This is a genomic window from Vagococcus entomophilus (assembly GCF_003987595.1).
GTDB classification, from domain to species: domain Bacteria; phylum Bacillota; class Bacilli; order Lactobacillales; family Vagococcaceae; genus Vagococcus_E; species Vagococcus_E entomophilus.
This window is the reverse complement of sequence record NZ_NGJZ01000001.1, coordinates 951,149-976,386: the sequence shown is the minus strand read 5'-3', so window position 1 is coordinate 976,386 and position 25,238 is coordinate 951,149. Positions and strand designations below refer to the sequence as shown.

Here is a 25,238-nt window from a genome sequence, read left to right as displayed (position 1 = left end):
GGAGGCCCATTATGGCGAATAAAACATTTCAAAAAGGAGACTTGATCGCGCGTTTCTTACCGACAGGTGCTCTTGAAAAACTAACACTTAAAGAAATTCAAATGAATCAATTAGTAGGAAATCCCTTTGACGGTTCCCTAAGCAATCTTTATCTCAGGGTAAAAGAAGAGGGCCAAAAGATCCGTAGTTACCCTTTGATTGGCAGCCAATCTCAAAGTAAGGTGAGTTTAGCAGAGGATGCCATAAAGTGGAGCGGAAAAATCGAAACGTTTCGATATGAAGTGGTATTCCAATTAGGGCAAAATAATACTTGGTTTTATGATGTTCGCGTATCTGGCCAAAATCAAGAAACAATTGATTTAATCTTAACCCAGGATATTGGCTTAGCACTACCAGGAGCATTACTTGCAAATGAAGCCTATGTTTCACAGTATGTTGATTATCGGGTGTTCTTTAACCAAGAAAGTGGAGTACATGTAACGGCAAGACAAAACCAAAAACAAGGTACAACTAACCCTTATATGCAAATGGGAACGTTGACAGGTGCCACTGCCTATACAACAGATGGATACCAATTTTTTGGTAAGTCTTATAAGTGGACAAACCAAGCCGAAGCTTTACTACAAGAGCATCTTGTGAGTGAGGTCTATCAATACGAGTTCGGTTTTATTGCCCTTCAAAGTGAAGATTTCGTGCTAAATGGTGAAACGCAAAAAGCCGTATTTTACGGGTATGCCAAAGAAAACCATCCCGAAAGAGTAGAGCAAGAAGAAGATATTCGCCTCATTCAGGATGACTATCTAGCCTTGGAAACTGCAGCCAAACAAGTGTTTTTAGAGGAGACAGTGCTCAAAAGAAAGGCTGATACTCTAGACGTTCTAACTGGCGAAACGCTAGAACAAGAAGAAATTGAGAAGCTTTATCCTGAAAGAAAGCTAGAAGAATATAGCGAAGAGCAACAGCTCCTTTCCTTTTTCGGTAAGAACAATCAACATATTGTCTTGAGTGAAAAAGAAGCTCTGACAGAAAGATCGCATGGGCATATTATTTTGGCTGAAAAACATGTCACAATTGATCAACCAACGTTGGCTTCAACTTCTTACATGTATGGGGCTTTTCAGTCACAGTTAGTTTTGGGGAATACCTCTAATAATAGCTTGATTACAAACGTACGTAACCCATTAAACATCTTTAAAGCGACCGGACAGCGTATTTATTTAAAAGAAAATGGCGAGTATCTCAACTTAGGCGTGCCATCCGCCTATCAAATGGGCTTGAATGATACAAAATGGTTATACAAGTATCAAGGAGATTTGATTGTAGTGACTGTCCATACCAAAACAGATGCTTCTGAAGTGGATTTGACGATTGAATCCACCCAAGAGAAACAGTATGAATGGGTAATTACAAGCGAGCTTTTATTAGAAGAATTGGCCGATGAAAGAAAAGAGAATCAGCTAGTGTTTGGAGTAAAAGCAAAGACATTGACTCAGAAAAAATGTCCCAATTTAAAATACAAAATGAAATGGGAAAAAACGCATGGTCAAGTAGCTAAAAATACTATGTGGTTTGAGTCGGGGACAGAGAGTACCACCCTTTTACCTGACTTATTGACCTTAACGTTTGCTCCAACAGCACAGCTTAGCTTGAAAATAATGGGAACTTTACAAGAAACATTTGGTGAGTGGTCTACACAAACGAGCAGACAAGCACAAGAAGATTTCCAAGAACATCTGCAAAGCCTTCACCGTCGTTTTTCACTAACAAGCAATCAAAAGAAAAACCCAGAAGCAATCGAACGGATGAATACAATTGTTGATTGGTACACGTTAGACATGCTCATTCACTACCTTTCTCCACATGGATTGGAACAATTTGGCGGAGCCGCTTGGGGGACACGTGATGTTTGTCAAGGACCATTTGAGTTCTTTATGGCGACACAGCACTTTGACATAGCAAGAGAGATACTTTTGCACCTATTTAGACACCAATTTATTGAAGATGGCAACTGGCCACAGTGGTTTATGTTTGACCAATACCATGAAACCATGGCAGATGAAAGTCATGGTGACATTATCGTTTGGCCACTTAAAGTTGTGGGAGATTACTTACGTGCAACCAATGATGTCTCTATTTTGGCAGAAACTTTACCTTATATGGTCAAGGAAACTGGACAATTTAGCGAAGAAAAAGAAACGTTATTTGATCATCTTAAACGAGAAATTCAGTATATTGAATCGCATTTCTTACCAGGTACGAAACTGTCTTGCTATGGTGATGGGGATTGGGATGATACCTTGCAACCAGCGGATGCTAGATTGAAAAAAGACATGGCAAGTACTTGGACAGTTGCCCTGACTTATGTGGCGCTTAAAACGTTAGCCGATGCTATTGTCACGACACATCAACAAGAAAGCAAACAGTGGGCAACTTTGGCTAAGGAAATTCAAGCGGATTATAACCAATATATGGTAAATCAAGAGGTATTACCAGGGTTTGTTCTTCATGAGCAAGAACAATTTGACTATATAATTCACCCATCAGATACTAAGACGGGGATTCATTATCGCTTGTTGCCAATGATTCAAAGTATTACCAGTGAATTGAGTGAAAAAAATAAAGCAGCGCAGTATTTGGATACAATTCAAGAAAAATTACTGTTTCCTGACGGGGTTCACTTGATGAATAAGCCTGCTCCTTATAGTGGTGGGGTGAGTACTTATTTTAAAAGGGCAGAACAAGCAGCCAACTTTGGCCGTGAAATCGGGTTGCAATATGTCCATGCACACATTCGTTACAGTGAAACATTAAGTAAAGTGGGCCTAGGAAGCCAAATGTGGCAAGCACTTAGCGTTATTAATCCCATTTTAATCGAAAAATACGTACCAAATGCTCAAATCCGTCAAAGTAATGCCTACTTTAGTAGTTCAGATGGTGATTTTAAAACAAGATACGAAGCAGCAAGAGACTTTCACTTGCTCCAATCTGGGCAAAGACAAGTAAAAGGTGGGTGGCGTGTTTACTCAAGTGGACCTGGTATTTACTTGAATCAGCTAATGACTAATTTACTTGGAATTAAAATTAAAAATCAGGATTTAGTTTTGGATCCAGTTGTACCTGAAGCGTATGAAAGCTTTGGTGGGCAATTGTATTATTTAAATCGACCATTGAAATTGGAAGTTCGTATGGCTCAAACCGAACGACTTATCATCAACGATACGCCAATTGATTTGAGTCAACTTGAAAGAGACTTTAATCTTTACCGAGAAGGCGGCTATATTATACCAAAAGAGTTACTGGCAACTATTACAGAAACCGACGAGTTATTGATTGTCTATGAAAAAAAGAAAACGGAAGGGATGGCTGATACGAAATAAAGACAAATCGTTAGGGGAGGAAATAAAAAATGAAAGCGGAAGTAGCAGTAGTTAAGAAACAAAGTATCAAGCAACGCTTTGTAAAAAAAGTATATCAATTTGTCAATCAATGGCGTTTGCAGGCCATGGTATTGCCAGGAATTGCCTTTATGTTTGTTTTTACGTATATTCCAATTTATGGATTGGTGATTGCGTTTAAACATTACACCATCACGGATACCATCAATGGTGCACCGTGGGTAGGCTTAGAAAACTTTAAAATCATTCTTGGGGATAAATATTTTATGCAAGCTGTAATCAATACATTAGGCATTAGCCTTTTGAAATTACTTTTAGGCTTCTTTATTCCCGTAGTTTTAGCGATTATGATCTATGAATTGAAAGATGGACCCTTTAAGAAACTTGTTCAAACCATTTCTTATCTACCCCATTTTCTTTCTTGGATTATTCTCGGTGGAATGATGATTTCTTGGTTGTCTACAACTGGTCTGATGAATCAGATGCTTTCGGGTCTGGGTTTGATTCAACAAGGGAGCAACCATTTACTTTCGGCGAATAAATATTGGATGATTGCAGTGCTATCAGATATTTGGAAAGAAGCAGGTTGGGGGACTATTTTATATCTTGCAACCATGTCCAAAATTGATCCAACGTATTATGAAGCAGCAAGAATCGATGGAGCTAACAAATGGACACAAATCAAGAAAATCACCTTACCATTTTTGATGCCAATCATTTCCTTGAATTTAATTTTAAATGTAAGCAATTTACTAGGTTCAAATTTAGATCAAACATTAGTGTTAATGAACTCCCAAAACTCAGCAAGATCAGAAGTTATTAATTCCTATGTCTACCGCATGGGACTTACACAAGGCGACTTTTCTTATGCAACTGCTGTAGGGTTAGGAATTTCCTTAATCTCTGTTATTTTATTACTAATTACTAATACAGTAACCAAAAAAATGAACGATGGCGAATCGGTTATTTTCTAGAAAGAAGGGGAAAACATGAAGAAAAAAACTGGGAAAACAGTTAAAGAAAACAAAACCTTTAACATCCTCAACATTGTGGTGCTCCTAGCATTTACGCTGATTATCGTAGTCCCTATCTGGAACGTCGTAGTGTCATCGTTTAGCTCAAGTACCGCACTGGCAAGTGGCAGTTCAACACTTTGGCCTAAAGAGTTTACTTTACAAAATTATCAAAAAGTTTTTGCAGACTCAAGCATCTGGCGGGCATTTGGTATTTCGGTTGCCAAAACAGTTTTAGGGGCACTGACACACGTATTCTTTTGTGCCATGGTTGCTTATGGCTTGAGTAAAAGAAAATTAGTAGGACGAGGCTTTTATACCACATTTGGAGTAATTACCCTTTACTTTGGTGGTGGGATGATTCCTTACTACTTATTAATTCGCTCACTTGGGCTACTAGATAGTTTTTGGGTATATATCATCCCAGGTATGCTTAGTTACTACGATGTCATCATTTTGATGAATTTCTTTAGAGATGTGCCAGCCTCATTAGAAGAATCTGCAAAAATTGATGGCGCAGGAGATTGGACGATTTTCACGAAAATCTTTTTACCGTTGTCCAAACCAGCTTTAGCAACGATTACATTGTTTAATGGTGTGGCACAGTGGAATGATTTTATGACGGCAAAAATGTTTATTACAGATCAAAATTTGTATCCATTGCAAATGAAAATCTATGAAATCATTGTACAGTCACAAACAAAAGGCTTTGATAATGCAGCTCTTGCAAACTCGGTCGTTCAAAGTAGTAGTAAAGGGGTGCAGCTTGCGACGATTATTATCACAACCGTTCCCATTTTGATTATTTATCCCTTGCTTCAACGATACTTCATTGGTGGCATGATGGTTGGGGCAGTAAAAGAATAGAAAAGGAGAGAAGTAAAATGAAAAGTTCGAAGAGAATCGGTAAAGTTTTGGTAGGTTTCGCGTTAGTAGGTGCGCTTTTTGCACTTGGAGCTTGTGGGAAAAGTAGTAAGAGTGGCGACAGTAGTACAGGTTCAGCAAAAACTTATTCAATTAAAGGGAGATACACACCAAGTAAAACGACTCCAGCATGGAAGTTAGATAAGAAGAAAAATACAAAACTTACTTGGTATGTCAATGCAGATTGGCTTAAATTAAACTTTGGTGAAGACTTAGTTACGGCTCAAATAAAAAAAGATTTAAATATTGATGTCAAGATTGTTACCGGAGATGATACAAAATTAAACACCATGTTTGCCAGCGGAGATTTGCCAGATCTTGTTACGCTTACAGATTTCAATTCTTCAGCAGCAAAAACTGCTAATAAATGGGCGCAACCACTGACTACACTAGCGGATAAATATGATCCATATTTTAATAAAGTTGCCAATACAGAAACGATGAATTGGTTCCAATTAAAAGATGGCAAGACGTATGGTTACCCCAATTTTTCAAATACAACACAAGACTATAAAGATAACATCATGCCGGTTAACACAAACTTTATTATTCGTAAAGATGTCTTAACGGCACTGGGCACGGATGCTAAATTTGATACACCAGAAAATTTCCAAGCAACAATGAAATTAATCAAACAAAAGTTCCCGAATTTGTTACCGTTTGGTTTCAACCCAGTAACGACGACAACAGGTTCTCTAGGTTCTCCCCTTCAAGACTGGTTAGGAGTGCCGCTTGAAACTAAAGATGGAAAATACTATGATCGTGATACAGATTCTGATTATCTAACATGGATTAGCACTATCAACAAAGTATATCGTGATGGGAATATCACTGATGATAGCTTTGCAGATGATGGTCCAACTTTTGATGAAAAAGTAGAATCAGGAAAATACGCAACAATGATGTATGATGGAACGAGCGGTGCGGTTTCTAGATTCCAAAGCTTCAAAAATGCAAATCCAGGCTCTGAGTATGTAGCAATTGACGGTCCTCAAAGTACCAAAGGCAACAAAATTGGTTTGAAACAAACGGGACTTTCTGGTTGGATGATCAACTATGTAAGCAACACAGCAAAAGACCCAGCAAAAGCCATTCAATTATTTACGTATCTAATGGATAAACAAGGACAAATCTTAACTCGTTATGGTGTCGAAGGCAAAACCTTTAAGTATGATGACAAAGGAAAAATTGTCATGTTACCTGAAATCACCAAACTACAATCAGAAAACCCAACTGAGTACAGCAAAAAATACCGTTTAGGTGAGTTTATCTTCTTTAGTCATGACATCGTTAATACTTATGCAGAAAGACCAACAACTGCTGTGACGCAAATGCAAAATTGGGGTAAGGGAAAACTGAAACCACACTTTATCATTGAAAATATTCAACCAGATAGTGGTACTTCAGAAGCAAGAAGTTATGAAGCAGTCACAAAAAATTGGCAAACTTCTTTAATTAGTATGCTGAGAGCAAAAAATGACAAAGAATTTGATAAGACCTTGTCTGATTTCAAATCATTTAGAAAGAGTAATGATTGGTCTGCAATCTTAAAAGAACAAAATAATAAGATGAAAGATAATCAAAAACGTTTAGATTTGAGCAAAGACGAGTAATAAAGGAAAAGAGGAAGAAACATGGGTATTTTTAAGATAGATGGCGTTTTATTTACAACTTTGAATCGAGTAGCCAATCTTTTTCTACTGAACATACTCTTTTTAGTTAGTTGTCTTCCGCTTGTGACGATTGGTACGGCGCTTGTTGCGCTGTACCAAGTAAGTTTAAAGAGTTTGGAAGATCCGCAAGCAGCGGTGGTACAGTTGTATGTGACTAGCTTTAAACATCAGTGGAAAAAAGGTCTAATGATTGGTACTGGCATGTTAGTAATCAATAGTATTGTGGCAAGCATCGTTTACTTTACGGCCCGCTCCTTTTTATTCTTAAGTATTCCACTTTTTGTGATTGTCGCGTGGCTTTGTTTATACAACATCTATCCGTATGTTTTTGCAAGTCAAACAGATTCTGTGAAGCAGAGCCTAAAACAATCTGTTTTATGTACCTTTCAATTTCTACCAGAATCGATCTTGATGTTTATGGAAATGCTCCTTCTACTAGTAGTTGGCCCCATTTTTCTTCCTCAAATGTTTCCTTTTGTTATTTTATTTGGATTTAGCGGTGTTGCTTTGTTACAATCAATGCAGCTCAAGAAAATGGTATCTATGTTTGCAGAAATGAAATAAAAAATGCTAGTATTAGGCGAGAGAAACAATACTTGAGAAAGAATGAGGTAGAACGAAATGGTTGGAATTAGAGAGATTGCTAAAAGAGCCAATGTTTCCATTTCTACAGCTTCTTACGCAATAAATGGTAGTAGCAAAGTAAAGACTGAAACAAGGGACCGAATTTTAGCAATTGCCAATGAATTAAATTACATTCCCAACATGGCTGGACGGACTTTAAAAAAACAAAAAACTAATTTAATTGGAGTTTATTTAACCAATTATGGTGGCGCTTTTTATGGTGAGTTAGTCAGCGGCATTCATGATTTTTTACACCAGCATCACTATGACGTGATCATTTGTTCTAGTGAACGTGCCCATACTTTTATTCCTGAAAAAATGGTGGATGGGGCGATTATTTTAGACAGTACATTTTCAACAGAAAAAATTGAAAGCTACGCTGCTAGAGGACATCAAATGGTCGTCTTAGATCGAGAGTTGTCGCACCAAAATGTCTGCTCCGTGCTGTTAGACAACCGTGGTGGAGCAAAAAAAGCACTGTTAGCGCTTGAAAAAAAAGTGACGAAAAAGATTTATTTAGTGACCGGACCACCAGGTACTTATGATAGTAATGAGCGCTTAGCTGCTGCTAAAAAGTGTTTAGAAGAAAGAAAGCTCTCGTATGAAGTGATTCTAGGAGATTTCTCCAAAGAAAGCGGGAGACAAGCAGCCAGAGAAATCCTTCAAAAATCTGAAAAAGAAGTGGGCATTTTTTGTTTGAATGATGAGATGGCAATTGGCATGTATAGTGTCTTTCAAAAATCAAACTGGAAAATTGGAAAAGATATTCATATCGTTGGTTTTGATAATATTGAAGTCACTCATTATCTAAGACCTAGACTGACGACGATTGATTATTCAAAGAGTGATTGGGGAAAAGCTGCTGCTGAAAAGATTTATTTTATGTTAAACGGAAAACAGCCGAGTAATCAGTTGGTGGATGTCAAACTAAAAGGTGGAAAATCAGTTGGAAGTATTTAAAGAAGTAGCAATTGAAGCATTACCGAAGAACTATCAAAAATATTTACCAAATCAAACAAAAACAGCGGATTTTGAGAGCTTCTGGCAACAAACACTTGACGAATTAAAAAAAATCCCACTTCATATTACTAGAGAATCCGTAGCATATCCGAGTGCTTACTTTCAAGTAGAGAAAATAACCTTTCAAAGTCTTTATAGTGAAACCATTGTCGGGTGGTATATTTTACCAAAGCATCGAACTGGACGTATTCCTTGTTTGATTGAATATTTAGGCTATTTATCTAGAAGAGGAGAGCCATTTCAATATGCACATTGGGCACAACTGGGACTTGCTGTTTTGGTATTTGATGTTCGTGGACAAGGAGGAGATACTGCAGACAGTGCTCCTTATAAAGCCCCGACAATGAATTTTCCGATGGGAAAAGGGTTACTTAAGAAAGAAGACTATTATCAGCGGAGAGTTTATTGTGATAGTGTCCGTGAGATTGAGGTGGCGTGTACTCTTGAAGAAATTGATGAACAAGCAATTTTCTTAAACGGTGCGAGTCAAGGTGGAGCGCTAGCCCTTGCTGCAAGTGCACTGACCACACACTCTTTACCTTTTGTAATGGCCGATGTTCCAAGTAGTTGTGACGTTGAAAAAAGAATTCAAGAAGAAACTGGAAGTTATCAAGAAATTACTCAATTTTTAAGAAACTATCCAGATGCTGAAACGCGTGTTTTAAAAGTTCAAAGTTATTTTGATCTCAAAAATTTTGCAGAAAACATTCAAGTACCTGTGTTTGCTTCTGTTGGCGGGAAAGATCCAGTTTGTCCACCTTTAAATTTTTGTGCGCTGTATAATCGCTTGACTTGTGAAAAAAGACTGAGTGTCTACCCCCACAACCATCACGATGGTGGAGGAAGTAGTCATATGCGAAAAAAAATGCAGCTGATAACAACCTATCTTAAACAGCAAAATAAGTTTGGGAATAAATAAGGGGGAAGTAAGATGGTTCAAATTAAACTTGACCACATTTATAAGAAATATGATAACGCAGAAAGTTATTCTGTGACTGATTTTAATCTAGCAATTGAGGACCGAGAATTTATCGTATTCGTTGGCCCATCTGGATGTGGAAAATCGACAACGCTAAGAATGATTGCCGGACTTGAAGATATTTCAGAAGGAACATTAACAATTGGGGAGAAAGTCATGAATGAAGTAGCACCAAAAGATCGTGACATTGCCATGGTTTTCCAAAACTATGCTCTTTATCCTCATATGTCGGTTTATGACAATATGGCTTTTGGTCTTAAATTACGTAAGTACGACAAAGCAGAAATTAAAGAAAGAGTCGAACACGCAGCAGATATTTTAGGGTTGACTGAATACTTGCAAAGAAAGCCAGCTGCTCTTTCAGGAGGACAACGCCAACGTGTAGCGCTTGGACGTGCTATTGTACGTGACGCCAAAGTCTTTTTGATGGATGAACCGCTTTCTAATTTGGATGCAAAGCTTAGAGTAGCCATGCGAGCAGAGATTGCCAAATTGCATGCACAATTAAAAACGACGAGTATTTACGTGACACATGACCAAACCGAGGCTATGACGATGGCAGATAGAATTGTCATTATGAAAGATGGGGTCATCCAACAAATTGGCTCACCCAAAGAAGTCTATAATCATCCTATTAATGAATTTGTGGCCAGCTTTATTGGTTCGCCTGCGATGAATTTCTTTGATGTCCAATTAGAAAATGGCGTGATTTACAACAAAGAAACAGGGTTACAACTTAAATTGACAGAAGGAAAATATAAGTTGCTTAAAGAAAAAGGATACGAAGGAAAAGAGCTAATCTTCGGAATTCGTCCAGAAGATATTCATGCAGAGCAAATCATGCTCGATACGTATGCCGATGCAACGGTTCACTCAGAAGTTGTGGTATCAGAATTACTGGGAGCAGAGTCCATGTTGTATTCAAAAATTGGGGATAGCGAGTTTATTTCAAAAGTAGATGCTCGTGATTTTCATGCTCCAGGTGAAAAAGTAGCATTAGCTTTTAATATTAACAAAGCTCATTTCTTTGATAAAGATACGCGCCAAACGATTACTGTTCCGCAAAAAATTGCCAAAGAGGCTGTTTAGAGCGGGGGAAAAAGCATGGTTGAGTTAAAGGTTGCGACATTTAATATTCGTTGTGACACACCAGATGATCACGAAAAGCAGTGGAAGTATCGTGCGCAACAAGTGATAGAATTCATCAAGCACAAGGGCTGGGATATAGTGGGGCTACAGGAAGTTACCCCACCTCAGCTAAAAGATTTGGTGGCGGGGTTACCCGAGTATTCTTTTTGTGGGATTAGTCGAGAAAATTCGCCTGAGCATGGGGAATACAATCCGATTTTTTACAAAAAAAGCAGGTTCGAACTACTTGAAACAAAGACGATGTGGCTTGCGGAAGTTGAAAGTCAGCCCAATAAAAGTTGGGACGCAAGTTATTTAAGGATTATGACGACGGCAAATTTTAAAGAAAAAAAGAGTCAAAAAGAGCTGATGTTTATCAATAGTCATTTTGATCATGAGAGTCTGCTTGCTAGAAGCAAATCAGCAGAAAAAATTGTTGATAAAGTACAGCATTTTGATTGTCCTGTTGTATTTGTGGGGGATTTAAATGCAGAACCTAAAGAAGAAACAATCACAATACTACAAAAAGAACTGTCTTTACTTTGGCCTGACAATCTTTCAGACTTCAAAGAGGATTATTTTACTTTCCATGATTATTTTCAATCAAGTGAGCGAGAAGCCATTGATTATATCTTTGTCAATCAAGGAATACAGCCGCTTTTAACAAAAGTCCTTACCTGGAGTTCAAATGATTTTCAGTTGTCAGATCATTTCCCAATCCAAGCAATAATCATGCTTTAAGATAAGTTGTAAGCAGACAAATTGCAATTCAAGGCAAAACACCCTTATACTAAATAGTATAAAGGTGTTTTATTTTTATGAAAGAAGGTGATGAGTTGCTTTGGTTAACAATTGCAGCTGCGATAATTTTAATTAGTTTGTATTTTTTCTACTCAACCAAAAAAGTGAAACAAGAAGTAGGACAAGGAGAAAAAAAGAAAGAGCTCTCTCATCCGGATTTTAAGCAAATTCAGGCTCTTGCTAAAAAAATCCAACCAAATCTTGAAAGAAAACTGATTGTAAATGGTCATTTTGCTGAAGAAAAAGAGCGGAAAGTTACAACATTAACGCATTTTTCTTATATTTTGATTGGGGATAAACAAGCACAAACCATTCAAGTACTTAGTTACCATCCTGAAACAAAAGAAGTTGGTGAGATTGGCAAGTTTACGCTTCAACAAGTGGAGCTAAGCACCCCAACAGAAGTGCAAGCGATGTATTCATTCACGGATCGTTCAAACAATGTGACCTATGTTGAAACATTAGCGGTAGAAAATGCCGGTGATTATGCAGGACAAATTAGTTTTGACCAGTCGGTGATGTTTTCAGCATTTAGGGAATGGGTTGAAGAAGCACACAAAGAAACGAAAGCATAGGAACTCCTAGCTTTCGTTTTTTTGTGCTTACATCTTAAGAAAACCATTATATTCTTTATTGATTAGTTCGAATGATTCCCCTTTTTGCTGTTTATCGTGAATGTAGTTTTCACCCCAAATGGACATTTCAACTAAAATAGTTCGCAATGATTTTCCCTCATCTGTTAAAGAGTAGACGACTTTGGGAGGCACTTGATTGAAGATTGTTCGAGAAATAATACCATCTGCTTCTAATTCTCTTAGCTGCTCTGTGAGGACTTTTTGAGAAACTTCGGGCATTCTTTTCTTTAATTCACCAGAGCGCATACTTTTCTCTCCTAAGTTACATAAGATGATTGGTTTCCATTTTCCGCCAATTACTTCAATTGTTGCCTCAATTCCCATATGGTAAATTTTTTTCATAGTTGCTTCCTTTCCTAACAGTTTAAGTTTAGGTACTTTTTGGTATCTATAGCACTTTAAAGTGCGGACTTACATGAAGTGATGAATATTTTTATAATAGCATATATAAGAGAAAAACTCTTGAAAAAAAATTAGCGGAGGTTGACAATTTATGAAAAATTATCAGTTTTTAGATCCTTTTCAATTTAAAAAAAATCTGGTCTTAAAAAATAAAATAGTCATGTCGCCTATGACGACTATGGCGAGTTTTTATAACGGCATGATCACACAAGATGAGCTAGAGTATTATGCTGCTAGGGCAGGTGGTCCGGGCATGATTATCACGGCAGTCGCCAATGTATCAGAGGAAGGTAAAGGATTTGAAGGAGAACTTTCAGTTGCAAATGATGAAATGTTACCAGGATTAAAACAATTAGCCACAACAATCAAAAAAGATGGTGCAAAAGGAATTTTGCAAATTTTTCACGCTGGAAGAAAATCCAATTCTAAAATATTAAGAGGGACACAACCGGTCAGTGCAAGTCCCATAGCGGCAATTTATCCAAAAGATTCTGAAGTCCCTCATGAGCTTTCAGAGACAGAAATTAAAAAAATTATTTTGGATTTTGGGCAAGCAACCAAAAGAGCGATTTTAGCAGGGTTTGATGGTATTGAGCTACACGGTGCAAATACGTATCTTTTGCAACAATTTTACTCAGAGAATTCCAATCAACGTTCAGATTCTTGGGGGGGTTCCAGAGAAAAACGGATGAAATTTGCCTTAGAAGTTTTAAAAGAGGTTAATCAAACAGTTGAAAAATATGCGCGTCCAGATTTCTTAATTGGCTACAGAATTTCTCCAGAAGAGATTGAAACTCCAGGGATTCGCTTAGAAGATTCGTTAGAATTTGCCAAACAGATAAAAGGTGAAATTGATTATCTTCATCTCTCAATTGGTAGCTATAAACGGACTTCTTTGAATGATTCTACGAACAAAGTCCCAATTTTAAAACAATTTGCTGAAAAGCTAAATGGGGAAATTCCTTTAATCGGAGTTGGATCAGTCGAACTTCCGCATGATGCAGAGGATGTTTTAAATAGTGGAGCAGATTTAGTCGCAATCGGCAGAGAATTACTTAGAGAACCTAAATGGGTAGAAAAAGTAATGGCTGACGATGAAAAAAGTATTCGAACAAGCATAAGTCCATTAGATATGAATGAGTTAAAAATTCCGAGTGTGATGCAAACTTATCTAAATACGGCTTTTAATAGCGTGATGCACTTTACAACGGATAAAACGCTAGTCGAAAACTATCAAAATCAAGTGGCACCTATGGAAGGCTTTGAAAAGAAGATTTAAAGTAGGTAGACAAATAAAAAACTTCCCCGCGGATGAGGGGAAGTTTTTTATTACTCTGAAATACTATAAGAGCGAGCATGTTTCACAATCGAGTTTAAATAGAAATGATTAGGTTTTTCTATGTTTAGCGAGTCAAAATACCAGTCAGTTCCAGGTTCAATTTTTTGCATGAAGACCTCTTCGTACTCCGTAACGGATAACTCTTGTCTTTGATGAAACATCTCTGCGTGCTGACGAGTAGCCAGCTGTTGTTTGAAGCCTTTTTGGAGTTGACCACTAAACATTTCAGCTACAGCGCCTGATCCATAGCTAAATAACGCAACAGTTTTTCCGTCGGTAAGCTCCTGGCTGTTTTCCAACAAAGAAATAAACCCAAGATATAAAGAACCAGTATACATATTGCCCACTTGCTTACTATATAAGATACTTGACTCGTAGCGGGTCAACAATTTAGTTTGTGTCTGGACGTCGGTCGTATCCAAGACTGTTTGGAGCGCTTTTTTGCCCATTTTGGTATAAGGAATGTGAAAGCACATAGCGTCAAAATCATTTAAGTTTTTTTGATAGGTCTGACAATATTTATGGAAAACGGTTTGAAATGAATCAATATAGGCTTGATTGGAAAGGTGTCCATCCACCATGGCGTTTTCGCTATAAGTTGGACGCCAAAAATCCATAATATCTTTCGTGTGGAACACATTATCATTGTTAAAAGCAAGAATTCTCGGCTCACTAGTAATTAAAAGTGCTACCGCTCCTGCTCCTTGAGTGGGTTCGCCTGCGGTATTTAAACCATAACGTGCGACATCTGATGCAATCACCAAGACTTTTCGATTAGGATGTGTTGCCACATAAGTTTGGGCCATGGTAATGGCAGCTGTTGCACCGTAACATGCTTCTTTAATTTCAAAACAGCGAGCAAAAGGTTGTATTTCGAGTAAATGATGAATCGAAACCGCACTTGCTTTTGAGAAATCAATACCAGATTCAGTTCCAACAATCACCATATCGATGGTTTCTTTGTCTTCTTTTGTTAGTATCTTTCTTGCGGCATTTGCTCCCATTGTGACGATGTCTTCATAGATTGGCAGAACACTCATTTTTTCTTGCCCAATGCCAATTGTATATTTGTTTGGATCAACATTTCTTTTCTTTGCTAGTTTAGTCAAATCAACAAAATATTTCGGAACATAAAAAGATAATTTATCAATTCCTACGGTCATTAACTCCACCTCTTTCCTTAAATATTATACAGACATAAAGGAACAAAAGGCTAGTACTAAATAAAGAATTTATAGATTCTTTTAAAAAAATCGGGAAATCTGTTTTTTTTCTAGGGATATTCTCTCAAATATGTTAAATTAATTCATGATGAAGGAAAGCCTTGGAGCTTGTTAGAAAGGAAAGAGAAATCATGTTAGAAAGTGTGGTAATCGTGAGTGTCGCACGGACACCGATTGGGAAATATAAAGGGAGTTTGAAAGATGTTTCTGCTACTGAGTTAGGGAAAATAGCTGTTCAGGGAGCATTAAAAAAAGGGAACATTGCGCCTGAACTAGTACAGCAAGTAATATTCGGGAATGTTTTGTCGGCGGGATTAGGACAAAATGTTGCACGACAGATCGCATTAAAATCAGGGATTCCCTATGAAACACCGGCCATGACGATCAATGAAGTGTGTGGATCGGGGTTAAAATCAGTGATTTTAGGCAAACAGAGCATCCAGTTAGGTGAAGCACAAGTCGTTGTTGTGGGCGGGACAGAGAACATGTCACAGGCTCCGTACCTAATTAAAAAAACGAACCCAGAGGATGAAGCACCAGAGCCAATTGATAGTATGTTTCATGATGGCTTGCATGATGCTTTTTATGATGTACCAATGGGGGTCACAGCAGAAGTTGTTTCTGAAAAGTTCAATATCACTAGAGAAGCTCAAGATGCCTTTGCTTTTAAGTCGCAAAAACGTGCAATTGAGGCACAGAGGAATGGAAAGTTTGAGGACGAGATTGTTCCCGTTATTTTGGATGGCACCAGTTATCTAGAGCAAGATGAGAGCATCCGAGCGAATACCTCCCTTGAAAAGCTAGCCTCACTGCGTACGATTTTTAAAGAAAACGGTACAGTTACAGCTGGCAATGCTTCTTCTATTAATGATGGGGCAGCAGCGATTGTGTTGATGTCAAAGAAGTATGCGGAGACGAATCAAATTCCGTATTTAGCAGTTTTGGGTGAACATTCAGAAGTGGGACTTGATCCAATGATGATGGGCTATTCTCCCTACGCAGCGATTAAAACGTTGAGTAAAAAATCGGGCATTTCGCTAGAAGAGGTGGATCTTTTTGAAATCAATGAGGCCTTTGCCTCTCAATCGCTTGCAGTGAGAGAGCATTTGGCGATACCTGAAGAAAAGATTAACATTCACGGTGGTGCGATTGCTTTGGGGCATCCAATCGGAGCATCCGGTGCAAGAATCCTTGTTTCGCTAGTTCACGAGCTGGAGCAAGAAAATAAGCAATGCGGGGTTGCTTCACTTTGTATTGGTGGTGGACTCGGTGTAGCCTTGATGATTAAACGCTAGGGAGGAAGAGCATGACAAAAAAATTTTATGAAAAGACTAGAAAAGAACGCCTTGACTTTTTACTAGAGCAAGCATTGATTACAGTCGAAGAATATCAGTTGTTAAAAGAGAACGCGCCTCTTAGTGATGAGTTTGCAGATCATTTAATTGAAAATCAAGTCAGTCAAATTCACTTGCCACTGGGTTTAGCTTTTAACTTTGTGATTGATGGTGAGCAAAGGCTAGTTCCAATGGCAACCGAGGAGCCCTCTGTGATTGCTGCGTCCAGCTATGGTGCAAAGTTGATTCAAAACTCAGGTGGTTTTCAGACAAAGAGTAGTGAACGCGTGATGATTGGCCAAATTGTTTTCAGAGCAATCAAAAATGCGTCACAATTAATAGCACAATTAGCCAAAGAAAAGACGACTCTTTTTTCCGTCGCTGCAAAAAGCTATCCTTCTATTGTCAAACGTGGTGGTGGCGTACAAGAAGTTTACTTTAAACAAGTTGAAAATGAAGCAGGGGAAGCATTTGTTACCATTGAAGTGTTGGTAGATGTCAAAGATGCGATGGGGGCCAATATCGTAAATTCAATCTTAGAAGGCATGGCGAGTTATCTCAATCAAAAGTTTCCTGAAGAAATTTTGATGAAGATTTTAAGTAATTACGCAGATCATTCATTAGTCCAGGCTAGATGCAAAGTAAAAGCACGTGATTTAGCACGTGGCTCGAATTTTGATGGAAAAGTAGTTGCTCAAAAAATTGTCGAAGCAACGAACTATGCCAACTTAGATATTTACCGTGCCACGACACATAATAAAGGCATTATGAACGGGATTGATGCTGTTGCGCTAGCTACAGGTAATGATGTTCGGGCGATTGAAGCGGGATGCCATGCATATGCGAGTCGTGGGGGCAAGTATGCTTCCTTAACAAAATGGACGATGGATGAGGCAGGGGACTTAATCGGGGAGCTAACCCTCCCTTTACCAGTTGCTACAGTTGGGGGAGCAACAAGCATACTGCCACAAGTTACCTTTGCCCAAACGATAAGTCGTAGTAAAGAGGCTATTTCTTTGGCTAAAGTCATGGTTTGTGTGGGACTTGCTCAAAACTTAGCGGCACTGAGAGCACTTGTCTCTGAAGGAATTCAAAAAGGACACATGTCTTTACATGCCAAAACGCTTGCAGCGGCTGTAGGTGCGACTGAAGTAGAGGTCCCTATACTTGTAAAACAAATGAATCAAGCCAAACAAATGAATCAAGCGCTGGCTGAAACACTTTTAGCGGAGTTAAGAAAAAGTAAAAATAGTTAGAAAGAGCTTGAAGAGACCTACATCAAGGATTTCTTCAAGCTTTAAAAAAAACTATGTTAGCACTCAATAAAAATGAGTGCTAATTGTTGACAATTTTTTTTATAGCTGATATAGTAATAATTGTATTAGCACTTGAATAATATGAGTGCTAAAAATGAGGTGAGTACATGTTAACGCAAAGACAACTAAGTGTTTTATCCCTCATCATTCAGCTTTATACGGATACTGGTATCCCAGTAGGTTCCAAGACATTGATGAATGCAGGTATCAAAGCAAGTTCTGCAACGATTCGTAATGATATGATGACGCTTGAAGAACATGGATTACTGCAAAAAACGCATTCTTCTTCTGGAAGAGTTCCTTCGATGAAAGGCTATAGATTTTATGTAGACCACTTACTAAAACCAGTAACTGTAAGTCCTAATGAAAGAGTGATGATAAGGCAATCGTTTGGAAAAGAATTTCATGCAATCAATGACATCATTGAGCAGTCCGCGAATATTTTATCAGAGCTGACCAGCTATACGGCTTTTTCATTAGGTCCAGAGGTAAAAGAAAGGCGCCTCACAGGCTTTCGGATGGTTCCGCTGAATGACCATCAAGTTATTGCAATTATTGTGACTGATAAAGGCAATGTAGAAAGTCAAGTTTTCTCTATTCCTCAATCAATTTCTAGTGAAGATATGGAAAAAATGATTCGTCTAATTAATGACAAGTTAGTTGGACAACCGCTTGTGAGTGTGTATCACAAGTTGAGAACAGAGATTCCGATGATTTTACACAAATACTTTCAAACACCAAGTGGGATCATGGAGTTATTTGATCACGCTTTTGGTAAGGCATTTGAAGATCGGGTTTTTGTAAGTGGAGAGATGAATTTATTAGATTTCGATGTGTTAAACAATTTAAATGAATTTAAATCTGTTTACTCTGTTATCAACAATAAAGATTCTCTTCAAAGCTTAATTGGCACAGCTAGCCATGAATTAAATGTACGGATAGGCACAGAGCTTGGAAATGATTTATTACATAACATGAGCTTGATTACAGCGACTTATACCGTGACAGATCATGGCAAAGGGACGATTGCGCTATTAGGTCCAGCAAATATGTCCTACAGTAAAATCGTTGGTTTGGTAGATGCATTTCGTTTGGAGCTTTCTACACAGCTAGATGATTACTATCGTTCATTAGACTCTTTTTAAAAGAGAATCGTTTTTACCAGATGAGAAAGGAAGAAGATAAGTGAAAAAAGAAAAGATGCAAGAAAAAGCTTCAGAGGAAACAACCGAAGAAGTTTTGGAAGAAAAAGTTGAATCGACAGAGCAAGAAGAACCAAAGGAAAATGAACCAAGTGAACTAGAACTTCTAAATGAAAAATTAGAAGAGGCAGAAGATAAGTTTTTAAGAGCCCAAGCAGAGATTGCAAATATGCGTAGCCGTTTTCAAAAAGAGCGTGAAGATGCGGCTAAGTACCGCGCACAAGATTTGGCAAAAGAATTGTTGCCGGCTATTGACAACTTAGAAAGAGCTCTTCAAACGGAGGTCACAGATGATCAAGGCTCAAGTCTTAAAAAAGGAATTGAAATGGTTCTTGAAAGTCTAAACCATGCGTTAAAACAAGCAGGAATCGAAGAAATCCCGTCTCTTGGAGAAACTTTTGATCCGAATCTTCATCAAGCAGTTCAATCGCTACCTGCAACGGATGACCAAAAATCAGAAGAAATTATTCAAGTGTTGCAAAAGGGGTATAAATTGCATGACCGTGTGTTACGACCAACGATGGTGGTTGTGGCGCAGTAAATATAAATTACAATGAAAAACAAACGCAAACAAAATAGAAAGAAGGAAATATTGATGAGTAAAATTATTGGAATCGACTTAGGAACAACAAACTCAGCAGTTGCTGTATTAGAAGGCGGAGAAGCAAAAATTATTGCCAATCCAGAAGGAAATCGCACAACACCCTCTGTTGTATCATTTAAAAATGGAGAAATTCAAGTAGGGGAAGTAGCAAAACGTCAAGCAGTGACTAATCCAAATACAATTGCATCAATCAAACGTCATATGGGCGAAGCTGGATACAAAGTAGACGTGGAAGGAAAATCATATACACCGCAAGAAGTTTCTGCAATGATTCTTCAATATTTAAAAGGTTTTGCAGAAGACTACTTAGGTGAAAAAGTTGAAAAAGCAGTCATTACAGTTCCTGCTTACTTTAACGATGCAGAACGTCAAGCCACAAAAGATGCTGGTAAAATTGCTGGATTAGAAGTAGAACGTATTGTCAATGAACCAACAGCAGCAGCACTTGCATATGGTTTAGACAAAACAGATAAAGATGAAAAAGTTTTAGTATTTGACCTTGGTGGTGGTACATTTGACGTATCAATCCTTGAACTTGGCGATGGAGTATTCGATGTACTTTCAACTTCTGGTGACAACCATTTAGGTGGGGATGATTTTGATAATAAAATCATGGATCACTTAGTTGCAGAATTCAAAAAAGAAAACGGCATTGATTTATCTAATGATAAAATGGCGTTACAACGTTTGAAAGATGCAGCAGAAAAAGCCAAAAAAGACCTTTCAGGAGTTACAAGTACACAAATCAGCTTACCATTTATTACAGCAGGAGAAGCAGGTCCGCTTCATTTAGAATTGAACTTAACACGTGCAAAATTTGATGAACTTACAAGCGATTTAGTAGAGCGTACAAAAGTTCCAGTACGTCAAGCATTAAAAGATGCTGGACTTGCACAATCTGAAATTGACGAAGTAATCTTAGTCGGTGGTTCTACTCGTATTCCTGCCGTTGTCGAAGCTGTACGCAAAGAAACAGGCAAAGAACCAAACAAATCTGTTAACCCAGACGAAGTGGTAGCAATGGGTGCAGCAATTCAAGGTGGTGTAATTACTGGGGATGTCAAAGATGTTGTTTTACTAGATGTTACGCCATTATCACTTGGTATTGAAACAATGGGAAGTGTCTTTACAAAATTAATTGATCGTAATACAACAATCCCAACAAGTAAATCACAAGTGTTTTCAACAGCAGCAGATAACCAACCAGCTGTAGATATCCATGTCCTTCAAGGAGAACGTCCTATGGCAACAGACAATAAAACATTAGGTCGTTTCCAATTAACAGACATTCCTGCAGCTCCTCGTGGTGTGCCTCAAATTGAAGTAACATTTGATATTGATAAGAATGGTATTGTAAATGTAAGTGCAAAAGATTTAGGAACACAAAAAGAACAAAAAATTACAATTAAATCTTCTTCAGGTTTATCAGACGATGAAATCGAAAAAATGGTGAAAGATGCAGAAGCGAATGCCGAAGCAGATAAAGCACGTAAAGAAGAAGTTGATTTACGCAATGACGTAGATGCTTTACTATTTACAGTTGATAAAACATTGAAAGAACTTGACGGCAAAGTTGAAAAAGAAGAAGTTGAAAAAGCAGAAAAAGCTCGCGACGAATTGAAAGCTGCCGTTGAAGCAAATGATATCGAACAAATGAAAGAAAAACGTGATGCATTAAATGAAATCGTACAAAACTTAAGCGTTAAATTGTATGAACAAGCAGCACAAGCTCAAGCAGCAGAAAATCCTGAAGCAGCAGCAAAAGGTTCGGATGATGTTGTAGATGCAGATTTTGAAGAAGTCGATGACAAAAAAGATAAAAAATAAAGTCTAGCATTTTAAAAGAAGAGCCAAGAGCATTGTGCTTTTGGCTTTTTCCTTGATGTAAGCCTAAATATATGCGTCCAACTAAAGAAATATATTTAGTTCATAGAAAGAATATGATATGATTTATGAGATAAACGTAAAGAATGAAACAATGAGATGGAGGGAAACCCATGGCGAAGAAAGATTATTATGAAGTTTTGGGTGTATCCAAAAACGCAACGGATGCCGAGCTAAAAAAAGCATACCGTCAATTATCGAAAAAATATCATCCGGATATCAATAAAGAGCCTGATGCGGAAGCAAAATTCAAGGAAATATCAGAAGCATACGAGGTTCTAAGCGATGCGCAACGTCGTGCAGCATATGATCAATATGGTCATGCTAGTACAGATCCTAATTTTGGAGCTGGTGGTTTTGGCGGTGGAGCTGGCGGTTTTGAGGGCTTCGGTGGAGCTGGTGGCTTTGGCGGATTTGAAGATATCTTTGAGTCATTTTTTGGTGGCGGTGGACGTTCGAACAATCCAAACGCTCCTAGACAAGGAAATAATTTACAGTATAATCTAAATTTGAAATTCGAAGAAGCCGTTTTTGGTACAGAAAAAACAGTACGTTACAATCGTGAAGATGCTTGCTCAACGTGTGACGGTAGTGGAGCTAAAAAAGGAACACACGCAAAGACTTGTACAAAATGTAGTGGAACTGGAACGATTAATGTTCAAAGACAAACGCCACTTGGCCGTGTGATGAGCCAACAGCCTTGTCCAGATTGTCACGGAACTGGAAAAATTATTGAAGATCCTTGTTCTGATTGTCATGGAACTGGGCGCAAGAAAACAGCACATTCAGTCAAAGTAACTGTTCCTGCTGGTGTGGAAGACGGTCAACAGATGCGTCTTTCTGGACAAGGAGAAGCTGGAACAAATGGTGGTCCACATGGAGATTTATATGTTGTTTTCCACGTTGAACCTAGCAAGACTTTTGAACGTGAAGGTGCGGAAATTTTCTATGAATTACCTATTAATTTTGCGCAAGCAGCTTTGGGGGATGAAGTATCTGTTCCGACTGTTCATGGAAAAGTGAAATTGCGTATTCCTGCTGGTACGCAGACAGGCACTGTTTTCCGTTTGCGTGGCAAGGGTGCACCAAGGCTGAACGGTTCTTCGAATGGTGACCAACGTGTAACTGTGAAAGTTGTTACACCGAAAAGCTTGAACGAAGAGCAAAAGCAAGCGCTAAGACAATTTGCAAAAGCTGGTGGCGATAGAGTAGATGAGCAAGAAGAAGGATTTTTTGATAAAGTAAAAGATGCTTTTAATAGTTCAAGTAAAAAGAAAAAGAAATAAAATAGCGTCATTTTGGACGTGTAATGATGAGCATGTAATACAGGCAAATAATGCCTTGTGTTACATGCCTTTTTAATCAGTTTTAAAGAAAACGCTTTCTTTTAACCAGGTTGTGATTTATAATAAAAGGTGTTTATATGAAAAAGGAGGAAAGAAATTGAAAAAATTAATCTGTATTGTTATGTTGAGCTTGATATATTGTCTAGGGATAGGGCAAGTAGCAGAGGCTTCTAAAAGTAAGGAGGAACGAAAAAAGACACCCAGCTGTACCCTTTATTTTGTTCGTCATGGTAAGACCATGCTCAACACAAGTGATCGCGCTCAAGGGTGGATTGACGCACCACTAACTCCAAGTGGTGTTGAAGTAGCAAAAAGTTTAGGGAGAGGGCTAACTAAAGTAAAATTTGATGCCGTTTATTCAAGTGACAGTGGCAGAGCAATTGAAACCACCAAACGACTACTGAAAAACGCAAATCAGAAAGCTTTAATTAAAAAATTGCAACAAGACGCCCGCTTGAGAGAGTTCAATTTTGGCACATATGAAGGAATGATGAACGAAGAGATGTGGCTCATTGCTGCCGAAAATAGAAAAATGACACTAGAAGAGCTTAAAGAGAAAAAGGGGCAGGATAGTCTTATTTCAACAATTCAGTTGTTGTCAAATTCACTGGCAGAACTTGATCAAGAAAACGAGAAGAAAGATCAGACCTTTCCTGCAGAAACCTTTGAAAAAGTGGAAAGTCGACTCGAAAAAGTGCTGACAAAAATTGTCAAACAAGCACAGAAAAACAAGCAAAAAAATATCTTGATTGTCTCTCATGGTATGTCCATTGCCACTATCTTGCATAAAATTGCTCCTGATGTACGATTGCCAGATACTGGTCTAAAGAATGCAAGTGTTTCTATGGTTAAAGTAGAAAGAGGAAAGTGTCAAGTTGAAAGTGTGAATGACTTATCTTTTATAAAAAAAGGTGAAAAATTAAAATAAAGAACTAAGGAGGTATGAAAGATGAATGAACAGCAGTGTGCACAGGATATTTTAAGTGGGGTTGGTGGAAGTAAAAATATTAAAAGCGTGGTACATTGTATGACTCGTCTGCGTTTTCATCTCTATGATGAAAAGCTTGCGCAAACGGATATAATTAAAGGCATCGACGGCGTGGTAACAGTTATTCAAAGTGGTGGTCAATATCAAGTTGTAGTGGGAACTCAAGTTGCCAAAATATACGAGGCACTTGCAAAATTAACTGATGTAAACCGAGAAAAAGATTCAGCGCAAGAGGCAACAGAAAAAAATAGCTTATTTAATCGTTTTATCGATTTGATTTCTTCAATATTTACTCCGACACTAGGTGTGTTAGCGGCTTCTGGTATGATAAAGGGATTGGTCGCTGTACTTACTACTTTTCATGTGGTAGAACAAAACTCTGGGACTTTGATTATCCTGATGGCAACTGGAGATGCCTTATTCCAATCGCTGCCAATATTTTTAGGGTATAATGCTGCTAAAAAATTTAAAGCAAATATCTTTATTGTAATGGCGATTGCTGCTGCAATGGTGTATCCAGCAATTACTGGGCTCGCACCACTTGCTGTCGCCAATAATGAGCAATTTCCGGTCTTGTACACGTTGTTTAAAGGTAGTGTGATTGAAGCCCCCATCCGGATTACATTCTTTGGAATCCCTGTGATTATGATGAGTTATGCGTCTTCTGTGATTCCAATTATTCTTTCAGCTTATGTGAGTGCTAAGGTAGAAGTATTTTTTCAAAAGATAATTCCCGATGTGGTGAAAATGTTTTTAGTTCCTTTCTTTTCCCTTCTCGTGATGGTTCCGTTGACTTTTTTAGTGATTGGTCCAATATCAACCTGGGCGGGAGATTTTCTTGGCGCTCTTACTAGCTCTTTATACAATTTCAGTCCAATTATAACTGGGATGTTTATGGGGGGCTTTTGGCAAATATTTGTCATGTTTGGTTTGCATTGGGGGTTAATCCCAATTAAGTTACTAAATTTAGGAACACAAGGTTTTGACAATGTCATCAGTTTAGGTTTAGGCTGTTCATTCGCTCAGATTGGAGCAGTTTTGGCGGTCTATTGTTTAACCAAAGATAAAAAAGCCAAAACGTTGAGCATCCCGGCTTTTATTTCAGGAATATTTGGAATCACCGAACCTGCAATTTACGGAGTGACTTTGCCACTTAAATACCCATTTTATGCAAGTTGTGTAGCTGGTTCAGTTGCAGGAGGGATACTGGGGTATTGTAAAACGGCAGCCTATTCATCAGGAGGTCTTGGTATTTTTGCTTTCCCTAGTTATTTATCTCCTTCTCAAGGTATAGACACTGGATTTATTGGAGCATTGGTTGCAACAGTTGTTGCCTTCATCCTCGGCTTTGTTTTGACCTTTTTATTGAGCAAGCAACGTCAAAAAAGGTCCTTCAGTAATTAAAACA

Annotated in this window: 21 protein-coding genes; 19 read left to right on the top strand and 2 right to left on the bottom strand. The window is 38.1% G+C overall.

Translation table 11 applies throughout. From position 1 onward, the window contains the following. Positions 1–11 precede the first annotated feature (11 nt). From CBF30_RS04650 to CBF30_RS04605, 10 genes are all read left to right on the top strand, one after another. The gene (locus tag CBF30_RS04650) at positions 12–3,377 is read left to right on the top strand and encodes an amylo-alpha-1,6-glucosidase (protein ID WP_126823216.1); all 3,366 of its coding nucleotides are present in this window, start codon (positions 12–14) and stop codon (positions 3,375–3,377) included. A 125-nt stretch (positions 3,378–3,502) separates the two neighbouring features. Beyond that, on the top strand, positions 3,503–4,369 hold the full coding sequence (locus tag CBF30_RS04645) for an ABC transporter permease (RefSeq protein WP_126823795.1): 867 nt from the start codon (positions 3,503–3,505) through the stop codon (positions 4,367–4,369). A gap of 15 nt (positions 4,370–4,384) precedes the next feature. Then, positions 4,385–5,275 carry a carbohydrate ABC transporter permease gene (locus CBF30_RS04640; RefSeq protein ID WP_126823214.1) on the top strand — a complete coding sequence of 297 codons (891 nt, stop codon included), beginning with the start codon at positions 4,385–4,387 and terminating at the stop codon, positions 5,273–5,275. 35 nt (positions 5,276–5,310) lie between these two features. Beyond that, the gene (locus CBF30_RS04635) at positions 5,311–6,945 is read left to right on the top strand and encodes a type 2 periplasmic-binding domain-containing protein (RefSeq protein WP_126823793.1); all 1,635 of its coding nucleotides are present in this window, start codon (positions 5,311–5,313) and stop codon (positions 6,943–6,945) included. Between the two features lie 21 nt (positions 6,946–6,966). Further along, positions 6,967–7,569, top strand: a complete 603-nt coding sequence (locus CBF30_RS04630) for a DUF624 domain-containing protein (RefSeq protein ID WP_126823212.1) — start codon at positions 6,967–6,969, stop codon at positions 7,567–7,569. A 57-nt stretch (positions 7,570–7,626) separates the two neighbouring features. Further along, positions 7,627–8,589 carry a LacI family DNA-binding transcriptional regulator gene (locus tag CBF30_RS04625; protein ID WP_126823210.1) on the top strand — a complete coding sequence of 321 codons (963 nt, stop codon included), beginning with the start codon at positions 7,627–7,629 and terminating at the stop codon, positions 8,587–8,589. Beyond that, a complete protein-coding gene (locus CBF30_RS04620) occupies positions 8,576–9,568 on the top strand; it encodes an acetylxylan esterase (RefSeq protein ID WP_170168939.1) in 993 nt (330 codons plus the stop codon). Before CBF30_RS04625 ends, CBF30_RS04620 begins: the two co-directional genes overlap by 14 nt. A gap of 12 nt (positions 9,569–9,580) precedes the next feature. Beyond that, entirely contained in the window at positions 9,581–10,717 is a 1,137-nt protein-coding gene (locus tag CBF30_RS04615) for an ABC transporter ATP-binding protein (RefSeq protein WP_126823206.1), read from the top strand. A gap of 15 nt (positions 10,718–10,732) precedes the next feature. Then, the gene (locus CBF30_RS04610; RefSeq protein ID WP_126823204.1) at positions 10,733–11,497 is read left to right on the top strand and encodes an endonuclease/exonuclease/phosphatase family protein; all 765 of its coding nucleotides are present in this window, start codon (positions 10,733–10,735) and stop codon (positions 11,495–11,497) included. Positions 11,498–11,574: 77 nt separating this feature from the next. Continuing rightward, entirely contained in the window at positions 11,575–12,132 is a 558-nt protein-coding gene (locus CBF30_RS04605; protein ID WP_126823202.1) for a hypothetical protein, read from the top strand. Positions 12,133–12,159: 27 nt separating this feature from the next. Here the strand turns inward: CBF30_RS04605 and CBF30_RS04600 are convergent, their stop codons facing one another. Further along, on the bottom strand, positions 12,160–12,534 hold the full coding sequence (locus CBF30_RS04600) for a winged helix-turn-helix transcriptional regulator (protein ID WP_126823200.1): 375 nt from the start codon (positions 12,532–12,534) through the stop codon (positions 12,160–12,162). 151 nt (positions 12,535–12,685) lie between these two features. On the opposite strand from CBF30_RS04600, the gene CBF30_RS04595 reads away from it, so the two are divergent. Further along, on the top strand, positions 12,686–13,873 hold the full coding sequence (locus tag CBF30_RS04595; protein WP_126823198.1) for an NADH-dependent flavin oxidoreductase: 1,188 nt from the start codon (positions 12,686–12,688) through the stop codon (positions 13,871–13,873). 50 nt (positions 13,874–13,923) lie between these two features. On the opposite strand, the gene CBF30_RS04590 is transcribed toward CBF30_RS04595, so the two are convergent. Further along, positions 13,924–15,096, bottom strand: a complete 1,173-nt coding sequence (locus CBF30_RS04590) for a hydroxymethylglutaryl-CoA synthase (RefSeq protein WP_126823196.1) — start codon at positions 15,094–15,096, stop codon at positions 13,924–13,926. Between the two features lie 191 nt (positions 15,097–15,287). On the opposite strand from CBF30_RS04590, the gene CBF30_RS12135 reads away from it, so the two are divergent. The 8 genes from CBF30_RS12135 to CBF30_RS04550 all read left to right on the top strand — a co-directional run bounded on the left by CBF30_RS12135 (position 15,288) and on the right by CBF30_RS04550 (position 25,234). Then, a complete protein-coding gene (locus CBF30_RS12135) occupies positions 15,288–16,451 on the top strand; it encodes a thiolase family protein (RefSeq protein WP_126823193.1) in 1,164 nt (387 codons plus the stop codon). Positions 16,452–16,462: 11 nt separating this feature from the next. Beyond that, on the top strand, positions 16,463–17,746 hold the full coding sequence (locus CBF30_RS12130) for a hydroxymethylglutaryl-CoA reductase, degradative (RefSeq protein WP_126823191.1): 1,284 nt from the start codon (positions 16,463–16,465) through the stop codon (positions 17,744–17,746). 167 nt (positions 17,747–17,913) lie between these two features. Next, positions 17,914–18,951, top strand: a complete 1,038-nt coding sequence (gene hrcA / locus CBF30_RS04575) for a heat-inducible transcriptional repressor HrcA (RefSeq protein ID WP_126823189.1) — start codon at positions 17,914–17,916, stop codon at positions 18,949–18,951. Between the two features lie 40 nt (positions 18,952–18,991). Beyond that, positions 18,992–19,549 carry a nucleotide exchange factor GrpE gene (gene grpE / locus CBF30_RS04570; protein ID WP_245975004.1) on the top strand — a complete coding sequence of 186 codons (558 nt, stop codon included), beginning with the start codon at positions 18,992–18,994 and terminating at the stop codon, positions 19,547–19,549. Between the two features lie 54 nt (positions 19,550–19,603). Then, positions 19,604–21,439 (top strand): molecular chaperone DnaK, encoded by a 1,836-nt coding sequence (gene dnaK, locus CBF30_RS04565; protein ID WP_126823187.1) that lies wholly within the window; start codon positions 19,604–19,606, stop codon positions 21,437–21,439. Between the two features lie 170 nt (positions 21,440–21,609). After that, positions 21,610–22,782 (top strand): molecular chaperone DnaJ, encoded by a 1,173-nt coding sequence (gene dnaJ, locus CBF30_RS04560; RefSeq protein ID WP_126823185.1) that lies wholly within the window; start codon positions 21,610–21,612, stop codon positions 22,780–22,782. A 157-nt stretch (positions 22,783–22,939) separates the two neighbouring features. After that, a complete protein-coding gene (locus CBF30_RS04555; RefSeq protein WP_126823183.1) occupies positions 22,940–23,770 on the top strand; it encodes a histidine phosphatase family protein in 831 nt (276 codons plus the stop codon). A gap of 21 nt (positions 23,771–23,791) precedes the next feature. Beyond that, positions 23,792–25,234 (top strand): PTS transporter subunit EIIC, encoded by a 1,443-nt coding sequence (locus tag CBF30_RS04550; RefSeq protein WP_126823181.1) that lies wholly within the window; start codon positions 23,792–23,794, stop codon positions 25,232–25,234. Positions 25,235–25,238 lie beyond the last annotated feature (4 nt).

Bases quoted from the DNA above. Each gene is read 5' to 3' on its own strand.
- CBF30_RS04650 (WP_126823216.1), top strand. From the start codon at position 12: ATGGCGAATAAAACATTTCAAAAAGGAGACTTGATCGCGCGTTTCTTA.
- CBF30_RS04645 (WP_126823795.1), top strand. From the start codon at position 3,503: ATGGTATTGCCAGGAATTGCCTTTATGTTTGTTTTTACGTATATTCCA.
- CBF30_RS04640 (WP_126823214.1), top strand. From the start codon at position 4,385: ATGAAGAAAAAAACTGGGAAAACAGTTAAAGAAAACAAAACCTTTAAC.
- CBF30_RS04630 (WP_126823212.1), top strand. From the start codon at position 6,967: ATGGGTATTTTTAAGATAGATGGCGTTTTATTTACAACTTTGAATCGA.
- CBF30_RS04625 (WP_126823210.1), top strand. From the start codon at position 7,627: ATGGTTGGAATTAGAGAGATTGCTAAAAGAGCCAATGTTTCCATTTCT.
- CBF30_RS04615 (WP_126823206.1), top strand. From the start codon at position 9,581: ATGGTTCAAATTAAACTTGACCACATTTATAAGAAATATGATAACGCA.
- CBF30_RS04610 (WP_126823204.1), top strand. From the start codon at position 10,733: ATGGTTGAGTTAAAGGTTGCGACATTTAATATTCGTTGTGACACACCA.
- CBF30_RS04605 (WP_126823202.1), top strand. From the start codon at position 11,575: ATGAAAGAAGGTGATGAGTTGCTTTGGTTAACAATTGCAGCTGCGATA.
- CBF30_RS04600 (WP_126823200.1), bottom strand. From the start codon at position 12,534: ATGAAAAAAATTTACCATATGGGAATTGAGGCAACAATTGAAGTAATT.
- CBF30_RS04595 (WP_126823198.1), top strand. From the start codon at position 12,686: ATGAAAAATTATCAGTTTTTAGATCCTTTTCAATTTAAAAAAAATCTG.
- CBF30_RS04590 (WP_126823196.1), bottom strand. From the start codon at position 15,096: ATGACCGTAGGAATTGATAAATTATCTTTTTATGTTCCGAAATATTTT.
- CBF30_RS12135 (WP_126823193.1), top strand. From the start codon at position 15,288: ATGTTAGAAAGTGTGGTAATCGTGAGTGTCGCACGGACACCGATTGGG.
- CBF30_RS12130 (WP_126823191.1), top strand. From the start codon at position 16,463: ATGACAAAAAAATTTTATGAAAAGACTAGAAAAGAACGCCTTGACTTT.
- hrcA (WP_126823189.1), top strand. From the start codon at position 17,914: ATGTTAACGCAAAGACAACTAAGTGTTTTATCCCTCATCATTCAGCTT.
- dnaK (WP_126823187.1), top strand. From the start codon at position 19,604: ATGAGTAAAATTATTGGAATCGACTTAGGAACAACAAACTCAGCAGTT.
- dnaJ (WP_126823185.1), top strand. From the start codon at position 21,610: ATGGCGAAGAAAGATTATTATGAAGTTTTGGGTGTATCCAAAAACGCA.
- CBF30_RS04550 (WP_126823181.1), top strand. From the start codon at position 23,792: ATGAATGAACAGCAGTGTGCACAGGATATTTTAAGTGGGGTTGGTGGA.